This window comes from Loigolactobacillus bifermentans DSM 20003 (assembly GCF_001434575.1).
Classification (GTDB): domain Bacteria; phylum Bacillota; class Bacilli; order Lactobacillales; family Lactobacillaceae; genus Loigolactobacillus; species Loigolactobacillus bifermentans.
Window position 1 is genome coordinate 1 of record NZ_AZDA01000013.1, and the last position, 26,819, is coordinate 26,819.

General features: G+C 44.0%; 27 protein-coding genes and 2 other annotated features. Of the genes, 22 read left to right on the forward strand and 5 right to left on the reverse strand.

Annotated elements, in window-relative coordinates; translation table 11 throughout:
- Window positions 1-194 (forward strand): zinc ribbon domain-containing protein (locus FC07_RS02340; RefSeq protein WP_157050111.1); only part of this gene is annotated, 194 nt, incomplete at its 5' end.
- Between the two features lie 183 nt (window positions 195-377).
- Entirely contained in the window at window positions 378-1,733 is a 1,356-nt protein-coding gene (locus tag FC07_RS02345; protein WP_057903517.1) for an 8-oxoguanine deaminase, read from the forward strand.
- 45 nt (window positions 1,734-1,778) lie between these two features.
- On the opposite strand, the gene FC07_RS02350 is transcribed toward FC07_RS02345, so the two are convergent.
- The 3 genes from FC07_RS02350 to FC07_RS02360 form a co-directional block, all read right to left on the reverse strand.
- Window positions 1,779-2,276 carry a universal stress protein gene (locus tag FC07_RS02350; RefSeq protein ID WP_057903518.1) on the reverse strand — a complete coding sequence of 166 codons (498 nt, stop codon included), beginning with the start codon at window positions 2,274-2,276 and terminating at the stop codon, window positions 1,779-1,781.
- Between the two features lie 77 nt (window positions 2,277-2,353).
- Complete coding sequence (locus tag FC07_RS02355) at window positions 2,354-2,629, reverse strand: hypothetical protein (protein ID WP_057903519.1); 276 nt, start codon at window positions 2,627-2,629, stop codon at window positions 2,354-2,356.
- Between the two features lie 292 nt (window positions 2,630-2,921).
- On the reverse strand, window positions 2,922-4,196 hold the full coding sequence (locus FC07_RS02360) for a replication-associated recombination protein A (RefSeq protein WP_057903520.1): 1,275 nt from the start codon (window positions 4,194-4,196) through the stop codon (window positions 2,922-2,924).
- A gap of 106 nt (window positions 4,197-4,302) precedes the next feature.
- Here FC07_RS02360 and FC07_RS02365 point away from each other — a divergent pair, with 106 nt between their 5' ends.
- The 3 genes from FC07_RS02365 (at window position 4,303) to FC07_RS02375 (ending at window position 7,125) form a co-directional block, all read left to right on the forward strand.
- The gene (locus FC07_RS02365; protein WP_057903521.1) at window positions 4,303-6,195 is read left to right on the forward strand and encodes a hypothetical protein; all 1,893 of its coding nucleotides are present in this window, start codon (window positions 4,303-4,305) and stop codon (window positions 6,193-6,195) included.
- Between the two features lie 11 nt (window positions 6,196-6,206).
- Window positions 6,207-6,821 carry a DUF1054 family protein gene (locus FC07_RS02370; RefSeq protein WP_057903522.1) on the forward strand — a complete coding sequence of 205 codons (615 nt, stop codon included), beginning with the start codon at window positions 6,207-6,209 and terminating at the stop codon, window positions 6,819-6,821.
- A gap of 100 nt (window positions 6,822-6,921) precedes the next feature.
- Window positions 6,922-7,125, forward strand: coding sequence for a DUF4649 family protein (locus tag FC07_RS02375; protein WP_057903523.1), 204 nt, complete (start codon window positions 6,922-6,924; stop codon window positions 7,123-7,125).
- Between the two features lie 64 nt (window positions 7,126-7,189).
- On the opposite strand, the gene rpsD is transcribed toward FC07_RS02375, so the two are convergent.
- Both rpsD and FC07_RS02385 read right to left on the reverse strand, forming a co-directional pair.
- Window positions 7,190-7,798, reverse strand: coding sequence for a 30S ribosomal protein S4 (gene rpsD / locus FC07_RS02380; protein WP_057903524.1), 609 nt, complete (start codon window positions 7,796-7,798; stop codon window positions 7,190-7,192).
- Window positions 7,799-8,003: 205 nt separating this feature from the next.
- Window positions 8,004-8,474: a GAF domain-containing protein gene (locus tag FC07_RS02385; protein WP_057903525.1), complete on the reverse strand. Its 471-nt coding sequence runs from the start codon at window positions 8,472-8,474 to the stop codon at window positions 8,004-8,006.
- Between the two features lie 164 nt (window positions 8,475-8,638).
- Here FC07_RS02385 and ezrA point away from each other — a divergent pair, with 164 nt between their 5' ends.
- From ezrA to FC07_RS02470, 17 genes are all read left to right on the forward strand, one after another.
- Entirely contained in the window at window positions 8,639-10,354 is a 1,716-nt protein-coding gene (gene ezrA / locus FC07_RS02390) for a septation ring formation regulator EzrA (RefSeq protein ID WP_057903526.1), read from the forward strand.
- A gap of 110 nt (window positions 10,355-10,464) precedes the next feature.
- Complete coding sequence (locus tag FC07_RS02395) at window positions 10,465-11,613, forward strand: cysteine desulfurase family protein (protein ID WP_057903527.1); 1,149 nt, start codon at window positions 10,465-10,467, stop codon at window positions 11,611-11,613.
- A 16-nt stretch (window positions 11,614-11,629) separates the two neighbouring features.
- Window positions 11,630-12,847, forward strand: a complete 1,218-nt coding sequence (gene thiI / locus FC07_RS02400; protein WP_057903528.1) for a tRNA uracil 4-sulfurtransferase ThiI — start codon at window positions 11,630-11,632, stop codon at window positions 12,845-12,847.
- 61 nt (window positions 12,848-12,908) lie between these two features.
- Window positions 12,909-13,119 (forward strand) — a binding site (T-box leader).
- Between the two features lie 53 nt (window positions 13,120-13,172).
- Entirely contained in the window at window positions 13,173-15,836 is a 2,664-nt protein-coding gene (locus FC07_RS02405; protein ID WP_057903529.1) for a valine--tRNA ligase, read from the forward strand.
- Window positions 15,837-15,929: 93 nt separating this feature from the next.
- Complete coding sequence (locus FC07_RS02410) at window positions 15,930-16,637, forward strand: pentapeptide repeat-containing protein (protein WP_057903530.1); 708 nt, start codon at window positions 15,930-15,932, stop codon at window positions 16,635-16,637.
- 82 nt (window positions 16,638-16,719) lie between these two features.
- The gene (locus FC07_RS02415; RefSeq protein ID WP_057903531.1) at window positions 16,720-18,042 is read left to right on the forward strand and encodes a bifunctional folylpolyglutamate synthase/dihydrofolate synthase; all 1,323 of its coding nucleotides are present in this window, start codon (window positions 16,720-16,722) and stop codon (window positions 18,040-18,042) included.
- A 14-nt stretch (window positions 18,043-18,056) separates the two neighbouring features.
- A complete protein-coding gene (locus tag FC07_RS02420; protein ID WP_057903580.1) occupies window positions 18,057-18,713 on the forward strand; it encodes an HAD family hydrolase in 657 nt (218 codons plus the stop codon).
- Between the two features lie 229 nt (window positions 18,714-18,942).
- A complete protein-coding gene (gene radC, locus FC07_RS02425; RefSeq protein WP_057903532.1) occupies window positions 18,943-19,611 on the forward strand; it encodes a RadC family protein in 669 nt (222 codons plus the stop codon).
- Between the two features lie 75 nt (window positions 19,612-19,686).
- Window positions 19,687-19,890, forward strand: a complete 204-nt coding sequence (locus FC07_RS02430; RefSeq protein ID WP_057903533.1) for a cold-shock protein — start codon at window positions 19,687-19,689, stop codon at window positions 19,888-19,890.
- Between the two features lie 311 nt (window positions 19,891-20,201).
- Window positions 20,202-21,203, forward strand: a complete 1,002-nt coding sequence (locus tag FC07_RS02435) for a rod shape-determining protein (RefSeq protein WP_057903534.1) — start codon at window positions 20,202-20,204, stop codon at window positions 21,201-21,203.
- Window positions 21,204-21,322: 119 nt separating this feature from the next.
- A complete protein-coding gene (gene mreC / locus FC07_RS02440; protein WP_057903535.1) occupies window positions 21,323-22,183 on the forward strand; it encodes a rod shape-determining protein MreC in 861 nt (286 codons plus the stop codon).
- 1 nt (window position 22,184) lies between these two features.
- Window positions 22,185-22,712 carry a rod shape-determining protein MreD gene (gene mreD / locus FC07_RS02445; protein WP_057903536.1) on the forward strand — a complete coding sequence of 176 codons (528 nt, stop codon included), beginning with the start codon at window positions 22,185-22,187 and terminating at the stop codon, window positions 22,710-22,712.
- 19 nt (window positions 22,713-22,731) lie between these two features.
- Window positions 22,732-23,403: a septum site-determining protein MinC gene (locus tag FC07_RS02450; protein WP_057903537.1), complete on the forward strand. Its 672-nt coding sequence runs from the start codon at window positions 22,732-22,734 to the stop codon at window positions 23,401-23,403.
- 2 nt (window positions 23,404-23,405) lie between these two features.
- A complete protein-coding gene (gene minD / locus FC07_RS02455) occupies window positions 23,406-24,203 on the forward strand; it encodes a septum site-determining protein MinD (RefSeq protein ID WP_057903538.1) in 798 nt (265 codons plus the stop codon).
- A gap of 48 nt (window positions 24,204-24,251) precedes the next feature.
- Window positions 24,252-24,480 (forward strand) — a binding site (T-box leader).
- A gap of 173 nt (window positions 24,481-24,653) precedes the next feature.
- Window positions 24,654-25,295, forward strand: coding sequence for an amino acid ABC transporter permease (locus FC07_RS02460; RefSeq protein ID WP_057903539.1), 642 nt, complete (start codon window positions 24,654-24,656; stop codon window positions 25,293-25,295).
- Between the two features lie 14 nt (window positions 25,296-25,309).
- Window positions 25,310-25,942, forward strand: a complete 633-nt coding sequence (locus FC07_RS02465) for an amino acid ABC transporter ATP-binding protein (protein ID WP_057903540.1) — start codon at window positions 25,310-25,312, stop codon at window positions 25,940-25,942.
- A gap of 14 nt (window positions 25,943-25,956) precedes the next feature.
- Window positions 25,957-26,787 (forward strand): amino acid ABC transporter substrate-binding protein, encoded by an 831-nt coding sequence (locus FC07_RS02470; RefSeq protein WP_057903541.1) that lies wholly within the window; start codon window positions 25,957-25,959, stop codon window positions 26,785-26,787.
- The last annotated feature ends 32 nt before the right edge of the window (window positions 26,788-26,819 follow it).

The following is a 26,819-nucleotide window of genomic DNA, read 5'->3' on the forward strand; positions in this document are numbered from 1 at the left end:
TAGCGGATCGGCATTATCCTAGTACCCAACGGTGTTCTAATTGCGGACACGTTAAAAAAGGGCCGGATAAAATTGGCCTGCGAGGGAATGCCAAACATCAAACAAAACACCATGAATATGTTTGTTATGTTTGTGGTGTCACGTTAGATCGTGATGAAAATGCCGTTCAAAACTTATTACAACTCGCACTTTAAAATAATTAAAAAGGGGCAGGCTATGCCCTTAAACTTCAAGAGTTAGTCCCTGCGATTACCCGTTTTTCGGCTATCGGAATACTAATGATGACGGAAGTAAACGAAATTCGGAAAGGAAAAACTATATTTCTTTCTCATTATGTTGGATGACATAATTCTACATTTTGTATAGCAGTACATTAAATGACAACTTTATTAATTAAAAATGCGCACACGATTGTGACTTGTGATGAGCAAGACACCGTTTTACATGACACCAATTTACTAATTGAAAACGGCCAGATTACTTATATTGGACCACAGGTGAAACCAGCGCAACAAGTGTTGGACGCGCAATATAAACTGGTTTATCCCGGATTGGTTAATACGCATCATCATCTCTATCAAACGTTTACACGTAATCTGCCACAGGTCCAAAATATGGAATTGTTTGATTGGCTAACGACACTTTATGGGATTTGGAAAAACTTAGACGAACAAATCGTTTATGCTAGTAGCGTAACGGGACTAGGCGAACTACTTAAAAGTGGATGTACCACTGCCTTTGATCATCATTATGTTTTTCCAAAGGATCACGACACAGGTTTAATTGAAGCAGAATTTCGTGCAGCTGAAATGCTAGGTATTCGACTGCATGCCTCTCGGGGCAGCATGAGTCTCAGTCAAAAGGATGGGGGGTTGCCACCTGATGATGTCGTACAAGCGATTGATACGATTTTGAAAGATTCAGAACGCGTTGTGTCACAGTTCCATTATTCCAAGCCATTATCGATGCGTCAGGTCGTATTAGCGCCGTGTTCACCTTTTAGCGTATCAGGTGACTTAATGCGGCAAACAGCGCAATTAGCACGTCAGCTTCACGTTAGATTGCATACACATTTAGCGGAAACCAAGGATGAGGAAGCCTATGTCCAAGCCCACTTTGGGATGCGTCCCTTAGCTTATATGGCGTCGCTGGGGTGGACGGGGCCTGATGTGTGGTATGCGCATGGTATTCACTTTAATGAAGCAGAATTAAAATTTTTAGCGAAGACACAGACCGGCGTCGCACATTGCCCAATTTCGAATATGAAGTTAGCCTCTGGTATTTGTCAAATTCCGGAGATGTTACGCTTAGGTGTGCCAGTCGGTTTAGGGGTGGATGGCAGCGCCAGTAATGATGCCTCCAATTTGTTAATGGATTTACGCACAGGCTTCTTGTTACAACGTTTGGCGGCCAGTAATGCAGCGCCAACTGGTTATGACTTTTTGAAAATGGCAACGTGTGGTAGCGCACGTTTACTGGGACGCTCGGATATTGGTCGTTTAGCGGTTGGGAAGGCTGGGGATCTGTTTATGATCGATACGCGGCAATTGGGATTAGTTGGGACACTACAAGATCCGAAGGCGTTATTGGGAACGGTTGGGGTGACAGGCCCAGTTGATAGTACGGTGGTCAACGGGCAGGTCGTCGTATCAGAAGGGAAATTGGTGAATTTAGATGAAGCGGTATTTGCCGAAAAAGCAAATCGGCTACAAGCGGCATTTTTAAAACGATAAGCACCAAAAAGGCCACCCAAGCGGGCGGCCTTTTTAATAACAGGGTTATTTTGGTTGAATATCAGCTTTTTTACCAGCTTGGTTCAGTGCCGGTTTGTTGTTTAAATCAGTCCGGACGACTAACACATCACAAACGGCGGTTCGTGTTACATATTCAGTGACAGAACCAATCAGTAAACGTTCAACAGCGTTTAAACCAGTGGCACCGATCATAATCAAATCAATATCTTGCGCCTTTGGAATCTCTTTGGCAACGACTACTTTTGGTGCACCATATTCGATGCTAAAGTTGACTTTGTCAAGGCCGTTTTCCTTGGCCATTGCAACATATTGTTCCATGGTCTTTTTGGCGGTTTCGGTGACTTGTTCAACCATTGCAGAATCGAAACTAGAAACGTTTTGGAAAGCGCGGGTATCAATAACGTGCACTAAGAATAATTCGGCTTCATTACGCTTGGCAACTTCTACGGCTTTTTGGAAAGCCAATTCAGCTTCATAAGAACCATCGATTGCGACAAGAATATGTTTGTATTGTTGTAACATTTAAATCACCCCAATTCTTTTGCTACCTTTATTGTACGTTATTTAGGGACAAATTGTAAATGAAAGCAAAGTATTTCTTATAAATACTTTGCTAAGGCAATGGCAAACGCTGACGTTAAGATGGCAACGAAAATCAACAGTACCACCCAAACAATGATGATATTGCTGATAGCGCCTAAAAGGGTCACGATCCCGGTGATCACAAAGTAGGTCCGGTAACGTTTTAGGAATTGACCGAATCGGGGTTCTTTCACAGGATCGTGCATGAGAAAAGGGCGGGTTAAGTGGCGTTGTAAATAGTAAGCTAATAAAAATTGAACCAGTGCAAAAATAACCATTGCAATGTGACTCATAAAATAACCTCCATCAATAAAAAAGGACTCACCACGAAAGTGAGCCCAACAAAGTAATTGAACTTTGCGATATCTGGTAGTGCCGTTGTCATTTCTTGTGTATTGAACCCGCTGAATGGCAGGTGGGCTCAGCTGTTTAATGATACTAGCTTCCTCGTGAAAAGGCATGCTTGATCATCAACTATAAGTTGATCCCAATACTTTGTTACTTGATCGGTCAATACTAGAGTAGAAATACTCGTACACCTCAGATGATCTACTCTTATATTAGCACATGGTGCTAGGTTTGTCATTAACGACCTTTAGCGCGTTCCAATCGATCATACTGTTGTTTTAAAGCGGTTTCGTAACGGCCATTTGTTTTGGGTTGGTAATAGTGTGCTTGTTTTAACGTGTCGGGCAAGTATTGTTGTTTGACCCAATCACCAGGAAAGTCATGTGGATACTGATAGCCTTCACCACGATGTAATTGTTTTGCCCCTTGATAGTGCGCATCGCGTAAATCATTGGGAATCACACCAGCATGACCGGCTTGAACGTCAGCTAAAGCAGCGTCGATCGCTGCTATGCCGGAGTTTGATTTAGGTGATAGACAAAGGTCGATCACAGCATCCGCCAGGGGAATACGGGCTTCTGGAAAGCCTAATTGATTGGCTGCCTGTACGGCCATTACGGTGCGCTGACAGGCCTGTGGATTGGCCAGACCAATGTCTTCATAGGCAATAACGAGTAGTCGGCGGGTCAAACTCACCAGGTCACCAGCGGCGACTAAACGCGCCATATAATGTAAGGCAGCGTCTGCGTCACTACCGCGAATTGATTTTTGAAATGCTGAGATCACGTCGTAATGCGCATCCCCATCTTTATCTTGGGTGATGGCTTTGCGTTGTAGACATTCCTCGATGATCGGCAGGGTCAGATGGATAACTTGTTCGGCATCAGCAGGCGTAGACTTTGCGGCTAATTCCAGGCCGTTTAAAGCACTACGCAAGTCCCCATTGGTCATTTCAGTGAGCTGTTGCTTTGCGTCAGGGTCTAACTGGATTTTAAACTGACCCAGGCCGCGTTCAGCGTCACCTAAAGCACGTGTAATTGCTTGTGCAATATCAGCCGGTTGTAAAGGTTTCACTTCAAAAATTTGTGTTCGGCTACGAATCGCGGGGTTAATGGCGATGTAGGGATTTTCAGTGGTCGCGCCGATTAAAATAATGCGGCCATTTTCCAAATGTGGCAGTAAAAAGTCTTGTTTGGTTTTATCCAAGCGATGGATCTCATCTAACAGTAAAATCACCGTACCACTCATTTTGGCTTCTTCCGCAACGACTTGTAAGTCTTTTTTGGTGTCGGTTGCGGCGTTTAGCATACGAAATGCATATTTGGTTGAGCCGGCAATGGCACTGGCGATGCTGGTTTTACCAGTGCCAGGTGGGCCGTATAAAATCATGGAACTTAACAGTTTAGCGGTGACCATTCGTCGAATAATTTTACCAGGGCCAACTAAGTGTTGCTGGCCGACGATCTCGTCTAAATTTTGCGGCCGCATCCGGTAGGCCAAGGGCTGTTGCATGATAAGACCACCTTTCTGAATTGTGCAGCGCCATTATACCATAGACCTTTCAGAAATAATTTAAGGTATAATGAAATTGGCATCAAAAACGAGGGGGAAAACAAATATGAATTTCGGACAAGTCGTGCAGCAACAGCAGCGCATGCCGTTTTTATATGAAGGAACGTTTGCATTACAACAACAATTGACGATTGTAGATCCACAAGGGCAGGTTGCAGCAGTATCGGCGGCAACATTAGGGGTATCGCCTTATATGACGCTGAATGAAGCGGGGACTCAGGTTGCGTTTAGAACGGATCCGTTTACCGTATTAACAGCAGGCATCGCCCAGTTGCAAGCTTTGAAACAAACTGTTTTTGCCGCATTACCTGAGCAACGCTTATTGTGGCCGTTAAACCAGGTTACAGGGGTAACAACGGCCGCAGGACAGCAATTGCGCTTTACATTACCACGACGCTTAATGGTGCATTTGTTTGATGATTATTACCATGATTATTTCGAAAACTATGTGGCGTTTCAAAATCAGATCTACTTGCAACTGGCACAAAACATTCAGGCGTATCAATTTGTGTTAACGACATTATTTGGGACCCCACCGGCAGAAAGAGAGACTGACTATACAACGCTGGCGCGCTATTTAAAAACCGTTCAAATGGTCGACGGCACATCGCCGGTGATTTTTGGCGGTGAATTGCCGGACCAGCTGGCAGCGCGCGGTATTCATTATATTGAACTGACCACCTTGGGGTTCGTGCCGGAGCAGGTGGACTTATCAGCAACACAATTGGCCTTTTTAAAAGCATTCATCGTATTTTGTTTAGTCACGTCAGCACAACCAACAACGTTCAAGGCCTTCCAACAAGCGTTTAAAACCTTTATGGCGGACTACCAGGTACCAGCAGCGTTACAAGCCGCTAGTCAGTCTGTTTTAACAGCACCGGCTGCCGCAACGGTGCAACAGTCAGTTGGTCTGAAATGGGCTCAGCAGTACGCGCAACAGTTTCGATTACCGGCGCCGACACTAGCAGGCTATCAAACGCTGAGCTTGGACACACAGTTGTTGATGAAAACAGCATATCAAGCTGGTTGCCAGGTGGCTTTAATCGACAAACAGGCCGAAATAGTCAAGCTCCAGCATCAGCAATCAACTTGGCTTAAAGCGGGCCTATTACCGTTTGATCAGCAGTTGACCACGGCATTGTTGGCAGACAAGTGGTTTTTAAAGCAGCAATTGGGGCAAGCAGGTTTTCACGTGGTGCTAGGCAACCATTATCAAAGTGTAACGGCGGCCGTCGCCGATTTTCCCGATTATGCGCAACAGGCCTTAGTGGTGAAACCGAGAACAGCAAGTGCCAGTCAAGGCTTAACGATTTTTAGATTGCCACCACAACCAGCTGAGTTTGCAGCAGCGGTTAAACGGGCGTTAGCAGTTGCTGATGATTGTTTGGTAGAATCCTTTACACCTGGAACGATTTATCGCTTTTTGGTGTTAGATCAACAGATCTTAGCGGTGAATGAAGAGGCACCGGCCAATGTGGTTGGGGATGGGCGTCAGACGATTGTACAATTGGTACAACGCAAAAATCAAAAACGTGGGGTCCAGCGTCCATGGCAACCGATTCCGCTGGATGACCAAACCACATTTGATCTGCAGCAACAAGGGTTAACGGTTGCAAGTATTCCGCAACGTGGCAATCCGGCCTATTTGCGCTTAGCAGCATCCTGGATAACTGGGGCGGATGAAATCGAATCTCGTTCAGAAGTCGATCAAAGTTACCAAAAATTGGTTTTGCAGATCACCCAACACTTAAACTTACGTTATGGTAGTGTGACGTTGGCAATTGCCAATCCTTATCAAACGTATCAGGCTGATCAGCCAACGCAATTAGCTGTGATCGATGTGGATAGCATGCCACATTTAACTGCGTTTGAAGTGCCATTTTTTGGTGAAGCTGCACAACCAGCCCAGCAGATTATGAAAACGCTGGTGCAACCTTAGGGGGGATCGGAATGCCTTTTACCCAACAAGATTTTTCGGTATTTGATGATCAAACTGTAACCGGACGGTTAGCGAAAATTCAGCAACAACTTGATCCTAAGTTTACGACATTAGGCACACAGTTGGTGGCACAAGTGGCAACACCGACCCAACCAGCTTATTTACAACTTGCACGGCATGCACGTCGTTACCGCAACCCAGCGCCTAATACCTGGTTAGCAGTAGGGCCTAAGCGGCAAGGCTATAAAATGGTGCCACATTTTGAAATTGGCTTTTGGGATGATCGCCTTTTTTTATGGTTGTGTGTCTTAAACAGTGTGACAACAAAAGCGGTGTATGTGCCTTATTTAGCAGCACACCAAAAAGCGATACTGGCTTTAAAGTCAGTTGATCGGCCGTGGCAACTGTCAAATTTGCATACGACCAAGCAAGTACAGCCATTAACAGCGACCAACTTGCAGCAGCAACAACATGATTTTACCCACACCAAAAAAGGCGAATGGCTACTTGGGCTGGTTTGGTACAAGCAGCAAAAACCTTTTCAAGGCCCTGGACAAGTGGAGCGTCAGATTCAACAAGCAGTTGCCGTTTTGACACCTTTGTATCAAGATTTAATAAAGTTATAATTGAAAATTGACCAACTTTTTGAATCAAAATCTGTCTTTAAATGCAGAATAGGCTTATAATGTAGTTATTAAAAGTAAGCAATTGAAAGGGGCAATGAACATGCTTGAAATTCATTATCTTGAAGGTCAAAACGAACAAACGAAGACTTATCCAGCACCAGCTGATTTTGTACGGCAACAACAATTAGAAGTACCTGATTTTGAGGACTACACGAAGCTCACCAAGGTCACAGTTGACGGGGAACCATTGGCATTAACCGATGCAACAATGGGTGGGCTTTACAATTATTTCATTCAAAAATAGCATTAAAAAAGAGGCTTTCCCAAATTGGGAGCCTCTTTTTTTGTCTTGAAACGGATGACCAATACTAGAATTGGTTATAGTATTCAACGACTAAGGTTTCATCGATATCTGGTTCTAATTCTTCACGTTGTGGTAAACGTGTTAATGAACCTTCAAGTTTGTCAGCGTCAAAGCTTACGAAAGCAGGACGGCCAACAACAGATTCGATAGCGCCTTGGATGATGGTTAAGTTCTTAGACTTTTCACGAACAGAAACAACTTGGCCAACTTTAACTTCGTAAGAAGGAATGTCAACGCGTTTGCCATCAACCAAAATATGGCCATGGTTTACTAATTGGCGTGCTTGTGGGCGAGTTGTTGCTAAGCCTAAACGGAATACTAAGTTATCCAAACGACGTTCCAATAAGATCATGAAGTTAACACCTTGTTTACCTTCTTTGATCTTGCCGGCACGGTCGAATAAGTTAGCGAATTGGCGTTCGTTTAAACCATACATGAAACGTAACTTTTGCTTTTCACGTAATTGAACACCGTATTCAGATAATTTACGACGGTTGTTTTGGCCATGATCACCAGGTGCGTAAGGACGACGTGCTAATTCTTTACCAGTACCTGAAAGTGAAATGCCGAGACGCCGTGATTGACGCCATTTTGGACCTGTATAACGAGACATAAAAAAATCCTCCAATAAAATAAATTTGGAGTAAAATAAGCGAAATGTAAACTCAGTATACGTGCAGTTATTTTTGCAGGTTTCACCAATTGCAGCCGCTGGTTACTAACTGAGCTAAAATGCAAATAACTGTTGACGTGCTTACCGTCTACTGCTGCATATTTTACACAATGGCTAGTCTATCAGGAAAAAGCAGTGAAGTCAATTACTTTAGGGATAAGTGCTGGCTTAAAGCTTGCACAAATTCGGTTAATTGTACCCGATCAGTTTCCTTAAAGCGGTCAAATGATTGTGAATCTAAATCAAGCAACGCGATCACTTGTCCAGCCTGAAGGATGGGGACCACTAATTCCGAATTTGTGGCGCTATCACAGGCGATATGGCCTTGAAATTGGTGGACATCAGGAACTAATTGCGATTTTTGTTCGGTGTAGGCCGTTCCCACAACGCCTTTACCAGGTTGAATGTGCATGCAAGCCACTTTGCCTTGGAATGGGCCTAAGTAAAGATCATTTGCGGCAGGATCTGCAATATAAAAGCCTGCCCAGCTAACATCAGTGAGATTATCTTTTAAAAGTGCCGCTGCATTGGCTAAGTTTGTGACCCAATTGGTTTCACCTGTGAGTAACGCATCGATTTGTTGTGTCAAAAGAGAGGGGGTATTTGTGGTGGACATGACAGAATTCCTTTCCTGAAGCGAGATTAAAGTATTAAATATTTGGAAATGGTAGTGCTGATAGAATGGCACTATGCTATAATTTAGATTAGATTTTAGCCATCTAAAGAAGTTTTTGCAAGCTATTAACTTACAAAAACAAAGCACGCGACGGGGGTTTGATGATGATATACATTTTTCTAGGCATTATAATAGTTGCCTTATTGGCTTATTTTGGGGTGATTTTAGCACAGCATCGAAATTCGAAAACAATTGATCAACTGCAGTCCCAAGAACAAGCCTTAAATGAAATTCCTGTTCAAAAAGCAGTATCAGAAGCACGCAACTTAAAATTAACGGGGCAAAGTAAAAAGACGTTTACCGCGCTAGAAAAGCAATTTAAATTGCTTAACGAGAAAAATATTGCGACAATCGATGAACAGCTTTATACAGCTGAAACTGCAAATAATCATTATCATTTTTTACAAACACAACAGATGGTCAAAAAGGTCACGGAACAGTTGGCTGAAGCAGAGCAGGCCTTTAAAGAAGTGTTAGCCGGATTTGAAACGATTATTGAACAAGTCGATGAAAATAACGCAAAGCTAAAAGAATTGGAAAAAACCTACCAAAAGTTGCGTAAACAAATTTTAACGAAAAGTTTTGTTTATGGACCGGCCATTGATCAACTGGAATTAAAGTTACGCCAGTTGGAAAAGGCGCTTAAAAAGTATCGTCGGGTTACCGCAGCAGGGGACTATGATGAAGCCGCTGCAATTTTAAAGACCCAAGGCGAGGCCATTGAAACCTTGGACAAGCTGATGGTTCGAATCCCAGATCGATACAAAGAAACGAAAACGGAATTTCCAGATCAATTACGAGAATTACGGCACGGCTACGCCGAGTTGGCAGAAACCGACTATCAGTTTTATGACATTGATATTCCTAAAGAGCTGGATCAAATCGAACAAGATATTGATGCCACTAACCAATCTTTGAAAACGCTGGACTTGGAACGGGTTGAAACAGATAATCAGGCGATTGCCCAGCGCATTGATCATTTATACGATGTGATGGAAGCCGAAATTAAAGCGCGGCAAAGCGTTGAAAAGCGTAATGGTGAATTAAGTGCGTTTTTCAAACATGCGAATCAGCAAAATCGAGCGCTTTATTTTGAATTGGATCATTTGGATCAAAGTTATCATTTAAACCATGATGAGATCAGTCAATGCCAGGACCTTAAGTCGCAAATTGATGATTTAGCCAGCATTTATCAAACGGATATGGATAAAATCACGCAGAAACAAGCGGTTTATTCGATGATCAACGATAATTTTGACACAGCTTTTGCAGGCTTAACGAAGATTGAAGAACAACAAAAAGCTCTAAACGATAGTGTCCAAGGGATGCAAAAAGGCGAACAAGAAGCGCAAAAGAGTTTGCAGGGCTTTGAGTTTGAACTGCGCAATATCAAGCGTCAAGTTGAAAAGTTGAATCTGCCAGGCCTTAATCAAAAGTATTTAGATACGTTCTTTATGGTATCGGATGAACTAAAGGCGTTAGACGAAGCGCTTAATCAAACCAAAATCAATTTGGACGAGATTACCAAAGCCTTGATCACCACGCAAGCAGACTTGGATCATTTAAAAGAAGCAACCAACGATATGATCGACAGTGCTTTGTTGGCTGAACAAATGATTCAATACGCCAACCGTTATCGTCATTCACATGCGGACGTAGCCGCGGCAAGTGAACAGGCTTTTCAGAAGTTTGAAAAGGACTACGATTATAAAGGGGCGTTGGAAACCATCGCCACGGTGCTAGAACAAATTGAACCAGGTAGCTATAAGAAAGTTGAAGATAGCTATTACAATAGTAAAGACCAAGAGTTAAACGTATAAAGGGCTGTAAGGCCCTTTTTGATTGGACTTACTTTTTGTTAGTGTTGTATTTTTAATAGTTTCTGCTATAATCAATGAGGAATTTTAGACAGATATTAGGGAGTGGCATTTTGATATATTTTGATAACAGTGCAACAACAGCGGCGGCCCCGGAGGTGCTGGCAACCTATCAAAAAGTCAGTGAAGATTTTTGGGGGAATCCATCTAGCTTACACGCGTTAGGCAATAAAGCGGATGGTTTATTGCAAGCATCCCGGCAGCAGATCGCTGATTTAATGCAGGTTCAGCCAGAAGAAATCTACTTCACCAGTGGTGGTACAGAAGGCGATAATTGGGTGATTAAAGGGACCGCAATCGCGAAACGCCAATTTGGCAAGCATTTAATCACCACCGCCATTGAGCATCCAGCTGTGAAAAATTCAATGGCACAATTGGAGCAGCTCGGATTTGACGTGACGTATTTGCCTGTGAACCGGCAGGGGATGATTGACCCAGCTGATTTAAAGGCAGCCTTGCGTTCCGATACGATTTTAGTGTCGATCATGGGTGTTAATAACGAAATTGGGAGTATTCAACCTTTGGCAGAAGCGGCACAGATTTTGGCGGACTATCCCAATGTGCATTTTCATGTGGATGCGGTTCAAAGTATTGGGAAAGGCCTGATGGACCTGTTAAAATTGCCTCGAATCGACTTTTTAAGCTTTTCTGCGCATAAATTTCATGGACCACGTGGCATGGGCTTTTTATATGCTAAAAAAGGGCGTCAGCTGGCACCGTTGTTAACGGGTGGCGGCCAAGAACACGATTGGCGTAGTGGTACTGAAAACTTACCGGCCATTGCCGGGATGGCGAAGGCACTGCGGTTGGTGTTGGCGGATGAATCTGCAAAAGTAGCACGGCAACAGGCCATTAAAACTAAAATTTATAACCACTTACAAGAAAAGCCGAAAGTCACGATTTTTTCCGGCAATGATGCCCATTTTGCGCCGCATATTCTTTGTTTTGGCATTGCAGGCGTCCGTGGCGAAACGGTGGTCCATGCATTTGAAGCGCATGACATTTACATTTCAACGACGAGCGCTTGTTCTTCTAAAACCGGTGAGATCTCCGGTACATTGGCGGCCATGCACGTGCCGGATAAAGTGGCGACCAGTGCCGTGCGAATCAGTTTAGATGAAAATAATACGCTGGCGGAGGCAGATACTTTTATCAAGGCCTTTGACCAAATTTACCAACGTTTTGAAATTATTAACTCTTAAGAAAGTCAGGTGACTTATGGAATATACAGAAATTATGGTGCGTTACGGTGAATTGTCAACCAAAGGCAAAAACCGGCGGACGTTTATTGATCGTTTATGTGGCAATGCCAAAAAGGCCTTGCACGATTTTCCAGAATTAAACTTCCACCCCAAACGGGATCGGTTGCACATTGTGTTAAATGGGGCCGATAGTCAAGCAGTGATGACACGGTTAGGTTTGGTTTTTGGGATTCAAAGTTTTTCACCTAGTATTCGTCTGGAACGGGATATGGATTTAGTTCGCAAAACAGCCGTTCAAATGATGACCGAACAATTCCGACCCGGGTTGACCTTTAAAGTGAACACTCGCCGTTCAGATCATAACTTTGAAATGGACACCAACGAGATCAATGCTGATTTAGGGGATACTTTGTTAACGGCTTTGCCTGAACTCGTGGTTCAAGTGCACAATCCTGAAGTCACCTTACGCGTTGAAGTGCGTTTAGACGGCATTTACCTTTCCAGTGAAACCATCTTAGGCGCCGGTGGGTTGCCAGTGGGAACTGCCGGTCGCGGCATGCTCATGTTGTCCGGTGGCATCGACTCACCGGTTGCAGGTTACTTAGCCATGAAGCGTGGTGTTGATCTGCAAATGGTGCATTTTTTCAGTCCGCCTTATACCAGTGAAAAGGCGTTGGCCAAGGCCAAGGAGCTTACGGCTAAAATTGCGCCTTATGCCGGGTCGTTACAGTTTATTGAAGTGCCGTTTACCAAGATCCAAGAAGAAATCAAGAACAAAGTCCCTGAAGGCTATTTAATGACCGTTCAACGGCGCATGATGTTACGGATCACAGATCGGATTCGTGCAATGCGGCGTGGCTTAGCGATTTTTAATGGCGAATCCTTAGGCCAAGTTGCGTCACAAACCATGGAAAGCATGGTGGCGATCAACGATGTGACCACGACACCGATTTTACGGCCAGTTTTGTCCTTGGATAAAAACGAGATCATTAAAATCGCCAAAGATATTGATACCTTTGATCTATCAGTGATGCCATTTGAAGACTGTTGTACAATTTTTGCACCACCAGCCCTTAAAACGCGGCCTAATTTAGATCGGACTCGGCATTACGAAACGTTAATTGACGTGGACGGTTTAATTGAGGCTGCGATTGCCGGCATTCAAGTCAGTGAAATCAAACCAGGGGAACATTACTTGGTACAAGATCAAGCTGAAATTAACAGCTTACTTTAAAGTTTGGCGGGTTTTATCCCAAACAACAATTGACCCTACGTCTTTTTTTTGCTAGACTAACGTCAAAGCATTGAACAAGAGAGTAATCAATGAAGGCTGTTCAGAAAGAGCGTACGAGCTGCGAAGCGCTTCAGTTTTCCTTGATGAAGGTAGCTTGTGAGCTGTTGCGCTGAACAGATTAAGCGTAGCCGGACTGAGTTCGTTAACAGAAGAGTGGCGCTAAAAAGCGCAATTTAGGTGGTACCGCGAATACTCAAACATTCGTCCTTTGTTAAGGACGGGTGTTTTTTTTATGGGTGACCATCAAGTGAAAGGATGCGACATCATGGCTGAAACAGAAATGTCAACCAAATATGATCCACAAAAAGTTGAACCGGGTCGTTACGATCAATGGCTCAAAGATAATCGCTTTAAACCATCAGGTGATCCTGATGCAAAACCTTATTCAATCGTTATTCCACCACCAAATGTAACGGGAAAATTGCATTTAGGGCATGCGTGGGATACCACTTTACAGGACATGATCATTCGGCAAAAGCGGATGCAAGGTTACGATGTGCTGTGGCTCCCTGGTTCTGATCATGCTGGCATCGCCACCCAGGCCAAAGTTGAAGCTAAATTACGTACGGAAGGCAAAACCCGTTATGATTTAGGTCGCAGCAAGTTTATTGATGAAGTTTGGGATTGGGTCCATAAATACAGTGGTATCATTCACGAACAATGGGCAAAATTAGGAATTTCCGTTGATTATTCACGGGAACGGTTTACCTTGGATGAAGGGCTATCTAAGGCCGTTCGAACCGTTTTCGTTAAGTTATATGAAAAAGGCTTGATCTACCGTGGCGAATACATTATCAACTGGGACCCTCAAGCACGGACTGCCTTATCTGATATTGAAGTCATTCATAAAGATGATCAAGGGGCATTTTATCATGTGAAATACCCATTTGTGGATCCTGAGTATACGTTTAATGGGCAACACTACATTGAAATTGCCACCACACGGCCTGAAACCATGTTTGGTGATACGGCTGTGGCGGTTAATCCTAAGGACGAACGCTATAAAGATTTAGTGGGTCGCGACGTGATTTTGCCATTACAAGGGCGGCACATTCCAATTATTGCCGATCAATATGTTGATATGGAATTTGGGACTGGGATGGTTAAAATCACACCAGCGCATGACCCTAATGATTTCCAAGTGGGGAATCGGCATGATTTGCCACGCATCAATACCATGAACGAAGACGCAACAATGAACGAAAATGCAGGGAAGTATCAAGGCATGGATCGTTTTGAAGCGCGTAAAGCCATGGTGGCTGATTTGGAAGCCGGCGACTATATGCTGAAAATCGATCCGATTGTCCATAGTGTCGGTCATTCTGAACGAACCGGTGTGCAGGTGGAAGCTCGTTTATCAACGCAATGGTTTGTGAAGATGCAGCCATTAGCAGAAGCCGCTTTGAAAAATCAACAAACCGATCAAAAGGTTGCGTTTGTACCAGAACGGTTTGAAAATACCTTTACCCAGTGGATGGATAATGTGCATGATTGGGTGATTTCGCGTCAGTTATGGTGGGGCCATCAGATCCCAGCTTGGTATAACAAACAAACTGGTGAAACTTATGTTGGCATGGAAGCGCCTAAAGATGCCGAAAATTGGGAACAAGATCCAGATGTATTAGATACTTGGTTCAGTAGTGCGTTGTGGCCATTTTCAACCATGGGCTGGCCGGATACGGAAAGTCCAGACTACAAGCGTTATTTCCCAACTAATACACTGGTAACCGGTTATGATATTATTTTCTTCTGGGTCTCTCGGATGATCTTCCAAAGCTTGGAATTCACTCAGCAACGGCCGTTTGAGCATGTCTTGATTCACGGCTTGATTCGGGATGAACAAGGCCGCAAGATGAGTAAGTCTTTAGGCAACGGAATCGACCCAATGGAAGTCATTCAAAAGTACGGTGCAGATGCCTTACGCTGGTTCTTGGCCACGGGCTCAACGCCTGGTCAAGATGTGCGCTTCTCTTATGATAAGATGGATGCCGCTTGGAATTTCATTAATAAAATTTGGAATGCCAGTCGTTTTGTGATCATGAACTTAGGTGATATGCAGGCACCAACGCTACCAGCAGCGGACCAACGTGATTTAACAGACCGTTGGATCTTAAGCCGGTTGAATAGCACGGTGAAAGATGTGACCCGCTTATTCGATAGTTTTGAATTTGGTGAAGCAGGCCGCTTATTGTATAACTTTATTTGGAATGATTTGTGCGATTGGTACATTGAAATGAGTAAAGAAGTGCTTTACGGCCAGGATGAAGCAGCTAAAACGGCCAAACAAAATGTTTTAGGTTACGTGTTAGATCAAACATTGAAGCTGATGCATCCGATTATGCCATTTGTGACCGAAGAATTATGGCAACATATGCCGCATGAAGGAGATTCCATTGTGGTGAGCGCTTATCCAGTGGTACAGGCTGACTTAGCTGATGCTCAAGCAGAAACACAAATGGAACACTTGATCGACTTGATCCGCTCCGTACGGAATATCCGTTCTGAGGTGAATGCACCAATGTCCAGTCCAATCAACGTGTTGATCAAAACCACGGATGCCGACGTCCAAGCCGTTTTTGAAGCCAACAAAGACTACATTCAACGGTTTGTTCATCCAAAAGACTTACAAATTGGTGCGGACACCACAGCACCTAAACTGGCCATGTCTGCTGTGATCACTGGCGCTGAAGTCTATGTGCCATTGGCTGAATTGATCGATATTGATGAAGAAGTGGCGCGTTTGCAAAAAGAAGCAGACAAGTGGCAGGCTGAAGTCACACGCGCTGATAAAAAATTAGGCAACGAACGCTTTGTCGCCAATGCACCTGAAAAGGTTGTGGCTGAACAACGCGATAAACGTGCTGATTATGTGAAGAAGTTAGCTGCAACACAAGCACGAATTGCTGAATTAAAGGCAAGTCAAGCTTAGTGGCGCTGACGAGGGGACGATTCAAACGAATCGTTCCCTTTTTTTCGGTTAAATGCGTTAAACTAACAGTAAAGACTGAAAGGTGGGGGGATCATGGTTGAAAACATGACACAAACAGCATTGGAACAGGTTTTGCAGTTACCAGTGGCACAACGTGCAGGGGTTGATTTGACCCAGCGGCTTTTTGTGGCGCTGGACTTACGTAATCGGAATCTAACCCAATTAGATTTAAGGTGGAGTCGGTTTGAAAACTGTCAATTAGCAGGGGCTGACTTGTCAGATAGTCAGTTGGCCAATGCGCGGTTTATTCAGAGCAACTTACGTGGCGCTCAATTACGGCGCTGCAATTTACAGGCCACAGATTTTCGCGGGTGTGATATTCGCGAGACGCACATCGAAGGGGCTAATTTGCAACATGCGGCATTGGATCACGCCCAAACGGCAGGGATGATTGCCGATGATCAGACGCAGTTTTTCAAAATGACTTGTCCTGCTACCGGGCCATTTATCGCCTATAAAAAATGTTTTAATGAGACGTTGGTGACGTTGCTGATTCCCCGTGAGGCGAAGCGGGTGATGGGAACGGTTCGCGCTGGCCGCTGTAATCAAGCACGGGTCCTTGCGATTACCAGTTTTGATGGCAAGGAAGCCTTTGAAGAAACCACTGCCCCTTACCATCCGAACTTCGTGTATCGATTAGGCGCTACCGTCACTGTACCTGATTTTGACGACAATCGGTGGTTGGAATCTGCACCTGGCATTTACTTTTGCATGACGCCTGCAGAGGCGATTGCATACTAATTTGAAAGTCACCTAACAGTTGTTGTGAGGGGCTTTTTTTATGGTAAACTGGAAGCAGATGATGGGAACGAGGGGTTATGAGATGTATGCAGAAAATTATGAAGCCGCTTTAGAATTGATTCATAGTCGGCCTAAGATGCACAAAGAAGGTAGTTTAAAACGAATCAAACGTGCCATGGCCGCATTTGGGCACCCGGAATTGGCCCATCCGGTGATTCATGTTGCCGGGACCAATGGCAAAGGCTCGGTGGTCAATGCACTGCGTCAGATCTGCCAAGCCCATGGCCTAACGGTGGGGACCTTTACGTCACCTTTTTTAATGCGCTTTAATGAACGGATCAGCGTTGATGATGTTCCGATTCCAGATGACAAGTTGTTGGCTTTGGTGAATGAAGTTGGCCCACAAGTTGACACACTGGATCAGGCGGCACCTGACAGTCAGCTAACTGAGTTTGAATTCATTACATTATTGATGTTTGTTTATTTTTCACGTCAGCCATTGGACGTTGCCATTGTAGAAGTTGGCATCGGTGGCTTAACCGATGCAACGAATGTGGTGAAACCAGACGTTGCAGTGATCACTACCATTGGCTATGACCATATGGCACTATTAGGTGATACGTTACCAGAAATTGCCCAGCATAAAGCGGGGATCATTAAGCCACATTGTCCCGTGGTTGTTGGCCGGGTGCCAGCCGAAGCACAGGCTGTGATCGACGCCCAAGCCAAGGCTCAAGCCAGTCCCATGCTCCGGTTAGGGCATGAGTATACGGCCAGTACCGGGCAACCATTACCGGAATGGGCTGAACAATTTAATTATCAAATGTCGGGGTATCACTTTACTGCTTTGAAGATCCCCATGTTAGGGGCCTATCAAGTGGATAATGCAGCAGTGGCAATCACCGCTTTTATTGTGTTCATGACCCAAAAACACTTGCCATTGGACCCGCGTGCGCTGCAGCAAGGTTTGGCGCATGCCAGTTGGGCCGGGCGACTTGAAAAATTAAATGATGCGCCTTTGATCGTTTTAGACGGTGCTCATAACGAACCTGGGATTCGGGCGTTAGCCCAAACCTTGAAAACGACCTTTGCACAACGCGAGATTTATGTGATTTTTGCGGCATTACAAGATAAAGCAACCGATAAAATGTTACCGTTGTTGGCACAGGTACCGAATGTTCATTTAGTGTTGACGCAATTTCAAGGGCCACGCAAAACGGAAACAGCGACTGATCTAGCGCAGGCATTAACCACGGATGTGCCGCAATATGCTGTTTGGCAACAGGCCTTACAAGCCGTTTTGCAAGCGGCATCGGCGGAAGATATGATTGTGTTAACGGGCTCGTTATATTTTGTATCCGATGTCCGACAGTACTTTATGGCTGATGAGGCCACCAATCAATGATCGTGAGGGATTTTATGCTTAAAGGTGTTATTTTTGATATGGACGGGCTGATGTTCGATTCTGAAAAATTGTATTATCAAGCGAACTTAGCCGCTGCAAAAGTCATGGGGCTAGGTTATCCAGACGACTATTATGAACGCTTTATTGGGGCTTCTGACGAAGATCTCATGGGCTTTTTTGCAGCAGCTTTTGGTGGTCAGGCTCAAATGGAACGGTTTATGCAATTGACTTACGACAAGATCAATGCCTTTGTCAAAGCGGGGAAGTTAGTTAAAAAGCCAGGCTTAGATAACTTACTGGCTTTTTTAGACCAGGTACACTTGCAAAAAATTATCGCTTCCAGTAATTATCAGGATAAAATTGATGCATTTTTAACGTCTGGGCAGATTCGGCATGAGTTTCCTAAAATTGTTTCTATGGATGATGTGACGCAAGGGAAACCTGCACCAGATCTATTTTTAAAGGCAGCGGCTAAATTGAACTTGCCAAAGGACCAATTGGTGATCTTAGAGGACTCAGCAAATGGCTTCCAGGCTGCACAAAATGCCGGTATTCGGTGTATTATCGTACCGGACATCGTGCCGCCAACAGCCGAGATCAAGGCCAATGCGTGGCAGGTCTTACCAGATTTAAATGCCGTTCAGGATTTTTTAAAAACGCAATTGGTTTAATTAGCGCACCTTCTTAATAAGGAGGAGCCATGTTTCTGGCGTGACGGTTTTCGTCCGCCAGAATGGACAACCAGCGAAAATAAGACCTTTGCGCAGCAAAGTTACACAAGAGCACTTAGCTGGTGCCATGTTTCTGGCGTGACGGTCTTCGTCCGCCAGAATGGACATCCTCCGGAAATGAGATCTTTGCGTTAGCAAAGATACATTAGAGCATTTAGGAGGTGCATCAATGCTGAAACAACTAGCAGTACAGCAACCAAGAGAACAATTACAGCGTTCAGGGGCGCAAACGTTAACCGACGCCCAATTAGTGGCGTTATTATTACGCACTGGCACAACGCAGCAAACGGCTTTACAGTGTGCCCAAAGATTATTGCAAATTTACCCACTGCAAACGTTAGAAACGGCCCAGTTGGACCAGCTGCAGCAAATTTCTGGGGTTGGTCCCACCAAAGCGTTGACGTTAAAGGCGGCCATTGAATTTGGGCGCCGGGTACAACAGGCCCATTATTGGCGTTATGGGACGGTGGTTTCCAGTGAAATGTTAGGTCAACGGATGCTAGAACGACTTGCAGGAATCGATCAGGAACAATTGTGGGGGCTGTACTTGGATACGAAGAATCAGATCTTGTTGGAAAAATGTTTATTTGTAGGCACCTTGAACACATCTGTGGCCCACCCACGGGAGATTTTTCAAATTGCCGTTCAAGTGGCAGCCGCTCGTTTTATTTTGGTTCACAATCATCCTAGCGGCCAAACCACAGCATCCCATTATGACTTACGCTTTACGGAGCGGGTGCAGCATTGTGGTGAATTAATGGGCATTGAACTTTTAGATCATTTGATCGTGGGGCAGGATGCTTATTTAAGCCTAAAGGCCAGTGGCCAATTGACCTAGCGCCTTTGCTTGTGATGCCTGAATGAGCATGCTAGAATAATTGCGTTAAGTGATGTCATACAAGGGGGACGCAACATGGCACAAGGAACAGTGAAATGGTTCAACCCAGAAAAAGGGTTTGGTTTCATCACACAAGAAAGCGGACAAGATTTATTTGTGCATTTTTCTGCCATTCAATCAACTGGTTTTAAAACGTTAGAAGAAGGCCAAAAAGTGACGTTTGAGGTTGAGGATAGCCAGCGTGGGCCACAAGCCGTTAATGTGGTGAAGCAAGCATAGACCAATCAAAATTCTTGAAGGCAACGTGCTTTCAAGAATTTTTTTATGCAGGTGAATGCGTCAAACAAAGGCCACTTTTTTTGACGCAAGTCAGTGTACAGTTGGAAGTGCTTTATTGGTGCCAGCGCCTTTTTAACAATTTCTAAAAAACGATTAAGTTTTGAAAAGGGCTTATCAAAGCCTGGGTTATTCGGTATCATAGAAGGTGAGAGAAGCGGCTAAAGCATCATGATTTATGGTATAATGCCACTATTCTAGCAAAGTTAAAAATCGTTGAACGGTTCATGTTTAGATTTGAAGGAGAGAATATCGTGTTCGGATTAGGAACGAAAAATATAGGAATCGATTTAGGAACCGCCAATACCTTAGTTTATATTGATGGCAAAGGCATTGTTTTGCGTGAACCGTCGGTTGTTGCCAAGAATACCAAAAGTGGTGAGATCGTTGCTGTCGGTACGGAAGCGCGGGATATGATTGGGCGGACACCAGGGAGCATTGTGGCGATTCGACCGATGAAAGATGGGGTTATTGCAGACTATGACACCACAGCCGCAATGATGAAATATTTCATGGAAAAAACGCAAGGTGCTGCTGGTAAACCGTATGTGATGGTGTGTGTGCCAAGTGGTGTTACCGAGGTTGAAAAACGGGCTGTGATTGACGCCACACGCGTTGCAGGAGCCCGGGATGCTTATGTGATTGAAGAACCTTTTGCCGCTGCGATTGGCGCCGGGCTACCTGTCATGGACCCAACAGGCAGTATGGTGGTTGATATTGGTGGTGGGACGACTGATGTGGCCACGATTTCATTAGGTGGTATTGTTTCAAGTCGTTCGATTCGAATGGCAGGCGATAAAATCGATGAAGCCGTTATTTTCTATATCAGACAGCATTTTAATTTATTAATTGGCGAACGAACGGCTGAGGATGTTAAAATTCAAATTGCCTCTGCTTCTGTTGAAAAGGCGAAAGAGATTGAATCCATTACCGTACGTGGTCGTGATTTGATCTCCGGTTTACCTAAAACCATTGAAGTCACAGCTGTTGATGTGGCAAAAGCGATTCAAGAAGTGGTTCAAGAAGTGATCGGCGCCATTAAAGAAACGTTGGAAGAGACCTCACCTGAAATTGCGGCCGACGTGATCGATCACGGCATCGTCTTAACCGGCGGTGGGGCTCTTTTAAAGCATTTGCCTGAAGTCATCGCAGATGCCACTAAAGTTCCGGTGTTCATTGCTCAAAATCCATTGGATTGTGTGGCAATTGGCACTGGGGAATCACTTAAAAATATTGATGTCATGAAGAAACGCTAATGATAGCATTGTAAGTGGAACAAAAAAACGAATTATGAATTGGCTTGTGTGACAAACTAATTTATAATTAAAGCGTTCTAAGTTCCACTTTTTTCATGTTGCTTATTGGAGGCAAACGCATGCAGAAGTTTTTTTCAAATCGAAAACTAATTATCTTACTGATCGTGATCATTGTGAGCATGGGCTTAATGGCCTATTCTGTTACAATGCGCAATCGCAAAAGTGCCACACCGTTGGTGCAACAATTTGGCAATGATATTGTCGGCTTGGCGGACCGCGTGATTGCAGCGCCTGCTAATGGCATCAAAGGCGGTGTATCATCAATTGCAACCTTGATGAATACCTATGAAGAAAATGCTGAGTTAAAACGTCAGGTCGATGATCTGGCGCAAGCAAAGGTACAAAATCAAACATTGAAGGCTGAAAACAAAGAGCTGAAAAAGCAATTGAAATTGAATAAAACGTTGACGGATTATAGTCCGATCAGCGCAGCCGTTTTAACACGCTCACCATCGGCTTGGCAAAATAACGTTGTCATCAATCGCGGGGCCACATCAGGCATTAAGAAAAATATGCCTGTGATGGTCGGCTCTGGTTTAGTCGGGCGCGTGATCGAAGTCAATCAAACAAATTCGAAAGTGCAATTGATCAGTACGGATAATCAATCGGCCAATCGTTTCGCAGCAGATGTGACGACAAAAGCCGGCAAAACCGTTAACGGTGTGATCTCTGGTTATGATAAAACCACAGGCACATTAACGTTATCACAACTCAATACAGACGACACGATTGAAAAGGGCGATACCGTTGCCACTTCTGGCTTAGGTGGCGTCACACCAAAAGGTTTGTTTATTGGGAAAGTAACCAAGGTCAAGCATGATGAATATGATTTGGCACGTTCTGTCAGTGTCCAACCGGCTGCTGATCTTAACAACTTTAGTGTGGTCACCGTGATCAATCGTGAGGTTGGAGGCGACTAAAATGCGGAAATCGATGCTACAGTTTTGGGTCGCCATTGGACTGGTGGTGTTATTGTTTTTAGATGGTTCACTGGATTATCTGTTTCAAGATCATTTCTTGGTGTATCCCAATATGATGCAAAGTCGGTTAGTGGTTATGGCAGTGGTCATGTTGGTGTTCTTTTTACCAAAGTGGCAACACCAGCTGGTGACGCTGATGGTGATTGGCTTTTTATTTGATTTGTTTTATACCGGGATCTTAGGCATTTATATCTTTTTATTACCGTTGATCTGGTTATTTACAACTTACATTGAAGGCTTTTTCCAGGCCACGCTACCGGCAATCGGGGCCATTTATTTGATCGACTTAACGCTTTTGGAAACAATGACCTATATGCTGAATTCGTTTATGGGCTTAACTGATATGAGTGTTGCAACTTTTATTCCCAGTGTTTTAGGGATGACGCTGTTGTTAAACGTGATGTTGTTTGTGATTTTGTATTTTCCTTTCCGAGGATTGTTGCTAAAATTAGAAATGATAAGTGTGTAATTGAAATGAGGAACATTTTATGAAGGATGTCGTATTAAAGGGGCACCAGGATGGGTACCTTTTAACATTAAAAGCAACTGGTTCATTTGAGCGGATCTTAACTGAACTAACGGACTTATTTGCCCAGCTGAATCATGATCAGCAAGTGGCCAAAAAAGACCTCGTTCAGTTTAAAATTGATACAGAAAATCGTCTGTTAACGGCGCAGCAACGGCAACAAGTGCTCCATTTGATTGAACAATACCCTGCGTTTCGCGTATCGGAATTAAAGTCAAATGTCATTTTAAAAACCGAAGCACAGCGCGAAAAAGAGCAGGACTCAGTTCATATCAATCGGGCCACGATTCGCAGTGGGCAAGAAGTGACAGTTGAAGGCGACGTTCTGTTTGTAGGCCAAATTCATCATGGGGGCATTTTAAAAGCAACCGGCCACATTTTCTTATTAGGCGATGTTGCCGGTATCGTCCAAGCGGGCTTCCCGGATAATGAAGAAGCTGTGATCGTCGGTGATCTGTCAACCGCTTTTCAAGTGAGGATCGCCGATCAAGTTGCGATCATGGCAGATGATCAGCATGCGTTTACGGCGCGTTCAGTGGCGTATATCAACGATTTACATTTATTAGATTATGGCACATTGGCCGACCTAAAAACGATTCGACCGAAATTGTATAATAAAATGGGGGAGGCCTAGTCATGGGAACAGCTTTGGTAGTAACTTCTGGTAAAGGGGGCGTTGGTAAAACAACGTCTAGCGCTAACTTAGGCACTGCATTAGCCTTGCAAAATAAGCGTGTTTGTTTAATGGATCTAGATATTGGGTTGCGGAACTTGGATGTTGTGTTGGGACTTGAAAACCGCATCATTTACGATATTGTTGATGTGGCACAAGGTCGGGCAAAATTACATCAGGCTTTGGTAAAGGACAAGCGGTTTGAAGACAATCTGTATCTTTTGCCAGCGGCACAGAATACGGATAAAGATGCTTTGTTGCCAGATGAAGTCAAGGCCATCGTGGCAGAATTAAAGGAAGAATTTGATTTTGTGATTTTAGATTGTCCTGCAGGAATTGAGCAAGGGTTTCAAAATGCCATTGCCGGTGCCGATGGCGCAATCGTGATCTCAACACCTGAAATTTCAGCGGTTCGTGATGCTGATCGGGTGGTTGGCTTGTTAGAACAACAAGACATGAAGTATGAACCACGGTTGATCATCAACCGAATTCGGCAACACATGATGAACCAAGGTGACGTGATGGATATTGATGAGATCACCAAGCATTTGTCGATTAAATTATTAGGGATCGTATTAGATGATGACGGCGTGATCAAGTCATCAAATCATGGGGATCCAATTGTGTTGGATCCTAAAAACCCAGCTAGCCAAGGGTACCGCAACATTGCCCGCCGCTTGTTAGGGGAAACCGTGCCTTTAATGTCCATCAAGGAAGAAAAGGTTGGTTTTTGGCAACGGTTGTTCGGCCACAAGAAATAGTGGTTTGACATTAAAATTAAATTATGCTAATCTTATTCTCATAAATAAGGAAAAGCAGTGAACAGATCAGTAGCTTAAGGTTGCTTCGCAGAGAGTTTTCGGTTGGTGCAAGAAAACAGGCAGGTTAGGTGAACACACATCTGGGAGTTGGCGTGTTGAATTCAAGTAGGCATGCTCGGTTGAGCCCGTTAGCGCTGTAGTTAGTTTAACTACCTGAGGTAAGCGATGTGAGTCGTTTACAAAATTGAGGTGGAATCACGAGATAATCGTCCTCTAAGCGCCAATGGGTGCTTAGAGGCTTTTTTAATGGTGATTAACTAACTACTAAGGTTTATTGTGCGAACAATAAATAAATTGAGGTGGTACCACGGTATTGATCGTCCTCGTAAGCGATGCTTACGAGGATTTTTTAATTGACTGCTATTATTTTAAATTTAGGGGGGCTTTGTCATGGACTACATTTGGCAAATCATGCCATCATTACTTTCTGGTGTCAAAATGACATTATCGATTTTCTTGTTAACACTGATTGGTTCAATTCCATTAGGCATTATTGTCGGGTTAGGGCGGTCATCACGCTTTAAACCGTTACGCGATATTTTAGGTATCTACGTGTGGATCATGCGTGGGACACCACTGTTACTGCAGTTGATCGTGGTTTTCTATGGGTTACCGGTTGTTGGTATCGTATTCCAACGTTATAATGCCGCTTTGTTTGCGTTTATTTTAAACTATACGGCTTACTTCGCTGAGATCTTCCGTGGTGGGTTGCAGTCCATCGATCGCGGCCAATACGAAAGTGCGCGGGTACTGCGGTTGTCTTACGGGCAAACGATTCGTAAAATTGTGTTGCCACAAGTCACCAAAATCGTGTTGCCTTCTATCGGGAACGAAGTCATTAATTTGGTGAAGGATTCATCCTTGGTTTATGTGATCGGTTTAGGCGACTTATTGCGGGCTGGTAACGTGGCCACTGCTCGTGATGTGACCTTAGTACCGCTGGCGTTAGTGGCGATTATTTATCTGCTGCTTACCGCGGTGTTGACCTTTGCACAGCGTCGAATTGAAAATCACTTTAGTTACTTTAAATAGGAGGTGGCAAGATTATGCTTGAATTAAAAAACGTTTCAAAACAATTTAATCATCGTCAAATTTTAAATAAAATGAATTTAACGGTTAATGACGGCGATGCCATTGCCATTGTGGGTCCCTCTGGTGCCGGGAAAACCACCTTGCTCCGTTGTATTAGTGGTCTGGAAAAAATCGATTCTGGTGAGATCACCATGGATGGTGAACCCTTTGATCCGTATACCAATCGTGATAACGACCGTGTGATTGGCGTGGTTTTCCAGGACTTTCAACTGTTTCCAAATCTGAGTGTGATGGAAAATATCACGTTGGCGCCGACTTTGGTTTTAAAGCAATCCGCTGCAGAAGCTAATCAAGCAGCGCGGCAATTACTTGATCAATTGGCGTTAAGTGGTAAAGAGGATATTTACCCTTATCAACTATCTGGTGGGCAAAAACAACGGGTGGCATTGGCGCGGGCGTTGGCGATGAATCCTAAGATTTTATGTTATGACGAACCAACCAGTGCATTGGATCCTGATTTAAGACACGAAGTTGAAAAAATTATTTTGAAGCTTAAAAAGGCCGGGATGACCCAATTGGTGGTTACCCACGACCTTGAATTCGCGGAACACATTGCAGATAAAATTAAGCACGTTGAAGCGTTGTAGGGAAGGTGAACGGGATGCGAAAATGGTTGAAAGTGCTCCTGGTCAGCTGTTTCTTGCTGATTGGCTTAGGCGGGTTAACCAGCTGTGGCCGACAACAATTAAAGCAAGACTCATGGTCGACGATCAAGCAGCGTAACAAAGTGATTATTGGGTTAGATGATAGTTTTGTGCCCATGGGATTTCGGGCGAAAAGTGGCCAGTTACAAGGCTTTGATATCGACTTGGCGCGGGCTGTTTTTAAGCAGTATGGGATCAAGGTTGATTTTCAAACCATTGATTGGTCAATGAATGCAACGGAATTGAATAACCATACCATCGATTTAATTTGGAACGGGTACTCTGTCACACCAGAACGGCAAAAAGTAGTTCGTTTCTCAAAGCCTTATTTACAAAATGATCAGATCTTAGTGACATTGAAGAAAAATCATATCAACAAGTTCTCCGATATGCAAGGTAAAGAGCTAGGGGTCCAGGCCGGGTCATCTGGTTATTCGGCTTTAGAATCTGAACCAAAATTATTGAAACAATACATTCATAAACAAACACCGGTATTATATGATACGTTTAACGAAGCGTTTATTGATTTAAATGCCGGACGGATCAAGGGATTATTGATCGATAAGGTGTATGCGAATTATTACATTGCACATCAAGCAAATCGTAATGACTATCAAACCGAAGATGGTGGCTTTGCGCCAGAAAGTTTTGCAGTTGGGATGCGTAAGTCTGATAAAACAATGCAACGCAAAATCAATCAAGCTTTTAAAAAGCTATACCGTGATGGCACCATGGCCAAAATATCTGATAAGTGGTTTGGCGAAAATGATGCGATGAAACAAGATTAAGGACAATCAAAAAGTCGATTTGCTTAAAAATG

Bases quoted from the DNA above. Each gene is read 5' to 3' on its own strand.
- FC07_RS02345 (WP_057903517.1), top strand. From the start codon at position 378: ATGACAACTTTATTAATTAAAAATGCGCACACGATTGTGACTTGTGAT.
- thiI (WP_057903528.1), top strand. From the start codon at position 11,630: ATGGAATATACAGAAATTATGGTGCGTTACGGTGAATTGTCAACCAAA.
- FC07_RS02370 (WP_057903522.1), top strand. From the start codon at position 6,207: ATGCCTTTTACCCAACAAGATTTTTCGGTATTTGATGATCAAACTGTA.
- FC07_RS02365 (WP_057903521.1), top strand. From the start codon at position 4,303: ATGAATTTCGGACAAGTCGTGCAGCAACAGCAGCGCATGCCGTTTTTA.
- mreC (WP_057903535.1), top strand. From the start codon at position 21,323: ATGCAGAAGTTTTTTTCAAATCGAAAACTAATTATCTTACTGATCGTG.
- FC07_RS02385 (WP_057903525.1), bottom strand. From the start codon at position 8,474: ATGTCCACCACAAATACCCCCTCTCTTTTGACACAACAAATCGATGCG.
- FC07_RS02355 (WP_057903519.1), bottom strand. From the start codon at position 2,629: ATGAGTCACATTGCAATGGTTATTTTTGCACTGGTTCAATTTTTATTA.
- radC (WP_057903532.1), top strand. From the start codon at position 18,943: ATGCTGAAACAACTAGCAGTACAGCAACCAAGAGAACAATTACAGCGT.
- FC07_RS02350 (WP_057903518.1), bottom strand. From the start codon at position 2,276: ATGTTACAACAATACAAACATATTCTTGTCGCAATCGATGGTTCTTAT.
- FC07_RS02470 (WP_057903541.1), top strand. From the start codon at position 25,957: ATGCGAAAATGGTTGAAAGTGCTCCTGGTCAGCTGTTTCTTGCTGATT.
- rpsD (WP_057903524.1), bottom strand. From the start codon at position 7,798: ATGTCTCGTTATACAGGTCCAAAATGGCGTCAATCACGGCGTCTCGGC.
- FC07_RS02360 (WP_057903520.1), bottom strand. From the start codon at position 4,196: ATGCAACAGCCCTTGGCCTACCGGATGCGGCCGCAAAATTTAGACGAG.
- FC07_RS02450 (WP_057903537.1), top strand. From the start codon at position 22,732: ATGAAGGATGTCGTATTAAAGGGGCACCAGGATGGGTACCTTTTAACA.
- FC07_RS02430 (WP_057903533.1), top strand. From the start codon at position 19,687: ATGGCACAAGGAACAGTGAAATGGTTCAACCCAGAAAAAGGGTTTGGT.
- FC07_RS02460 (WP_057903539.1), top strand. From the start codon at position 24,654: ATGGACTACATTTGGCAAATCATGCCATCATTACTTTCTGGTGTCAAA.
- FC07_RS02410 (WP_057903530.1), top strand. From the start codon at position 15,930: ATGGTTGAAAACATGACACAAACAGCATTGGAACAGGTTTTGCAGTTA.
- mreD (WP_057903536.1), top strand. From the start codon at position 22,185: ATGCGGAAATCGATGCTACAGTTTTGGGTCGCCATTGGACTGGTGGTG.
- FC07_RS02375 (WP_057903523.1), top strand. From the start codon at position 6,922: ATGCTTGAAATTCATTATCTTGAAGGTCAAAACGAACAAACGAAGACT.
- FC07_RS02415 (WP_057903531.1), top strand. From the start codon at position 16,720: ATGTATGCAGAAAATTATGAAGCCGCTTTAGAATTGATTCATAGTCGG.
- FC07_RS02465 (WP_057903540.1), top strand. From the start codon at position 25,310: ATGCTTGAATTAAAAAACGTTTCAAAACAATTTAATCATCGTCAAATT.
- FC07_RS02405 (WP_057903529.1), top strand. From the start codon at position 13,173: ATGGCTGAAACAGAAATGTCAACCAAATATGATCCACAAAAAGTTGAA.
- FC07_RS02420 (WP_057903580.1), top strand. From the start codon at position 18,057: ATGCTTAAAGGTGTTATTTTTGATATGGACGGGCTGATGTTCGATTCT.
- minD (WP_057903538.1), top strand. From the start codon at position 23,406: ATGGGAACAGCTTTGGTAGTAACTTCTGGTAAAGGGGGCGTTGGTAAA.
- ezrA (WP_057903526.1), top strand. From the start codon at position 8,639: ATGATATACATTTTTCTAGGCATTATAATAGTTGCCTTATTGGCTTAT.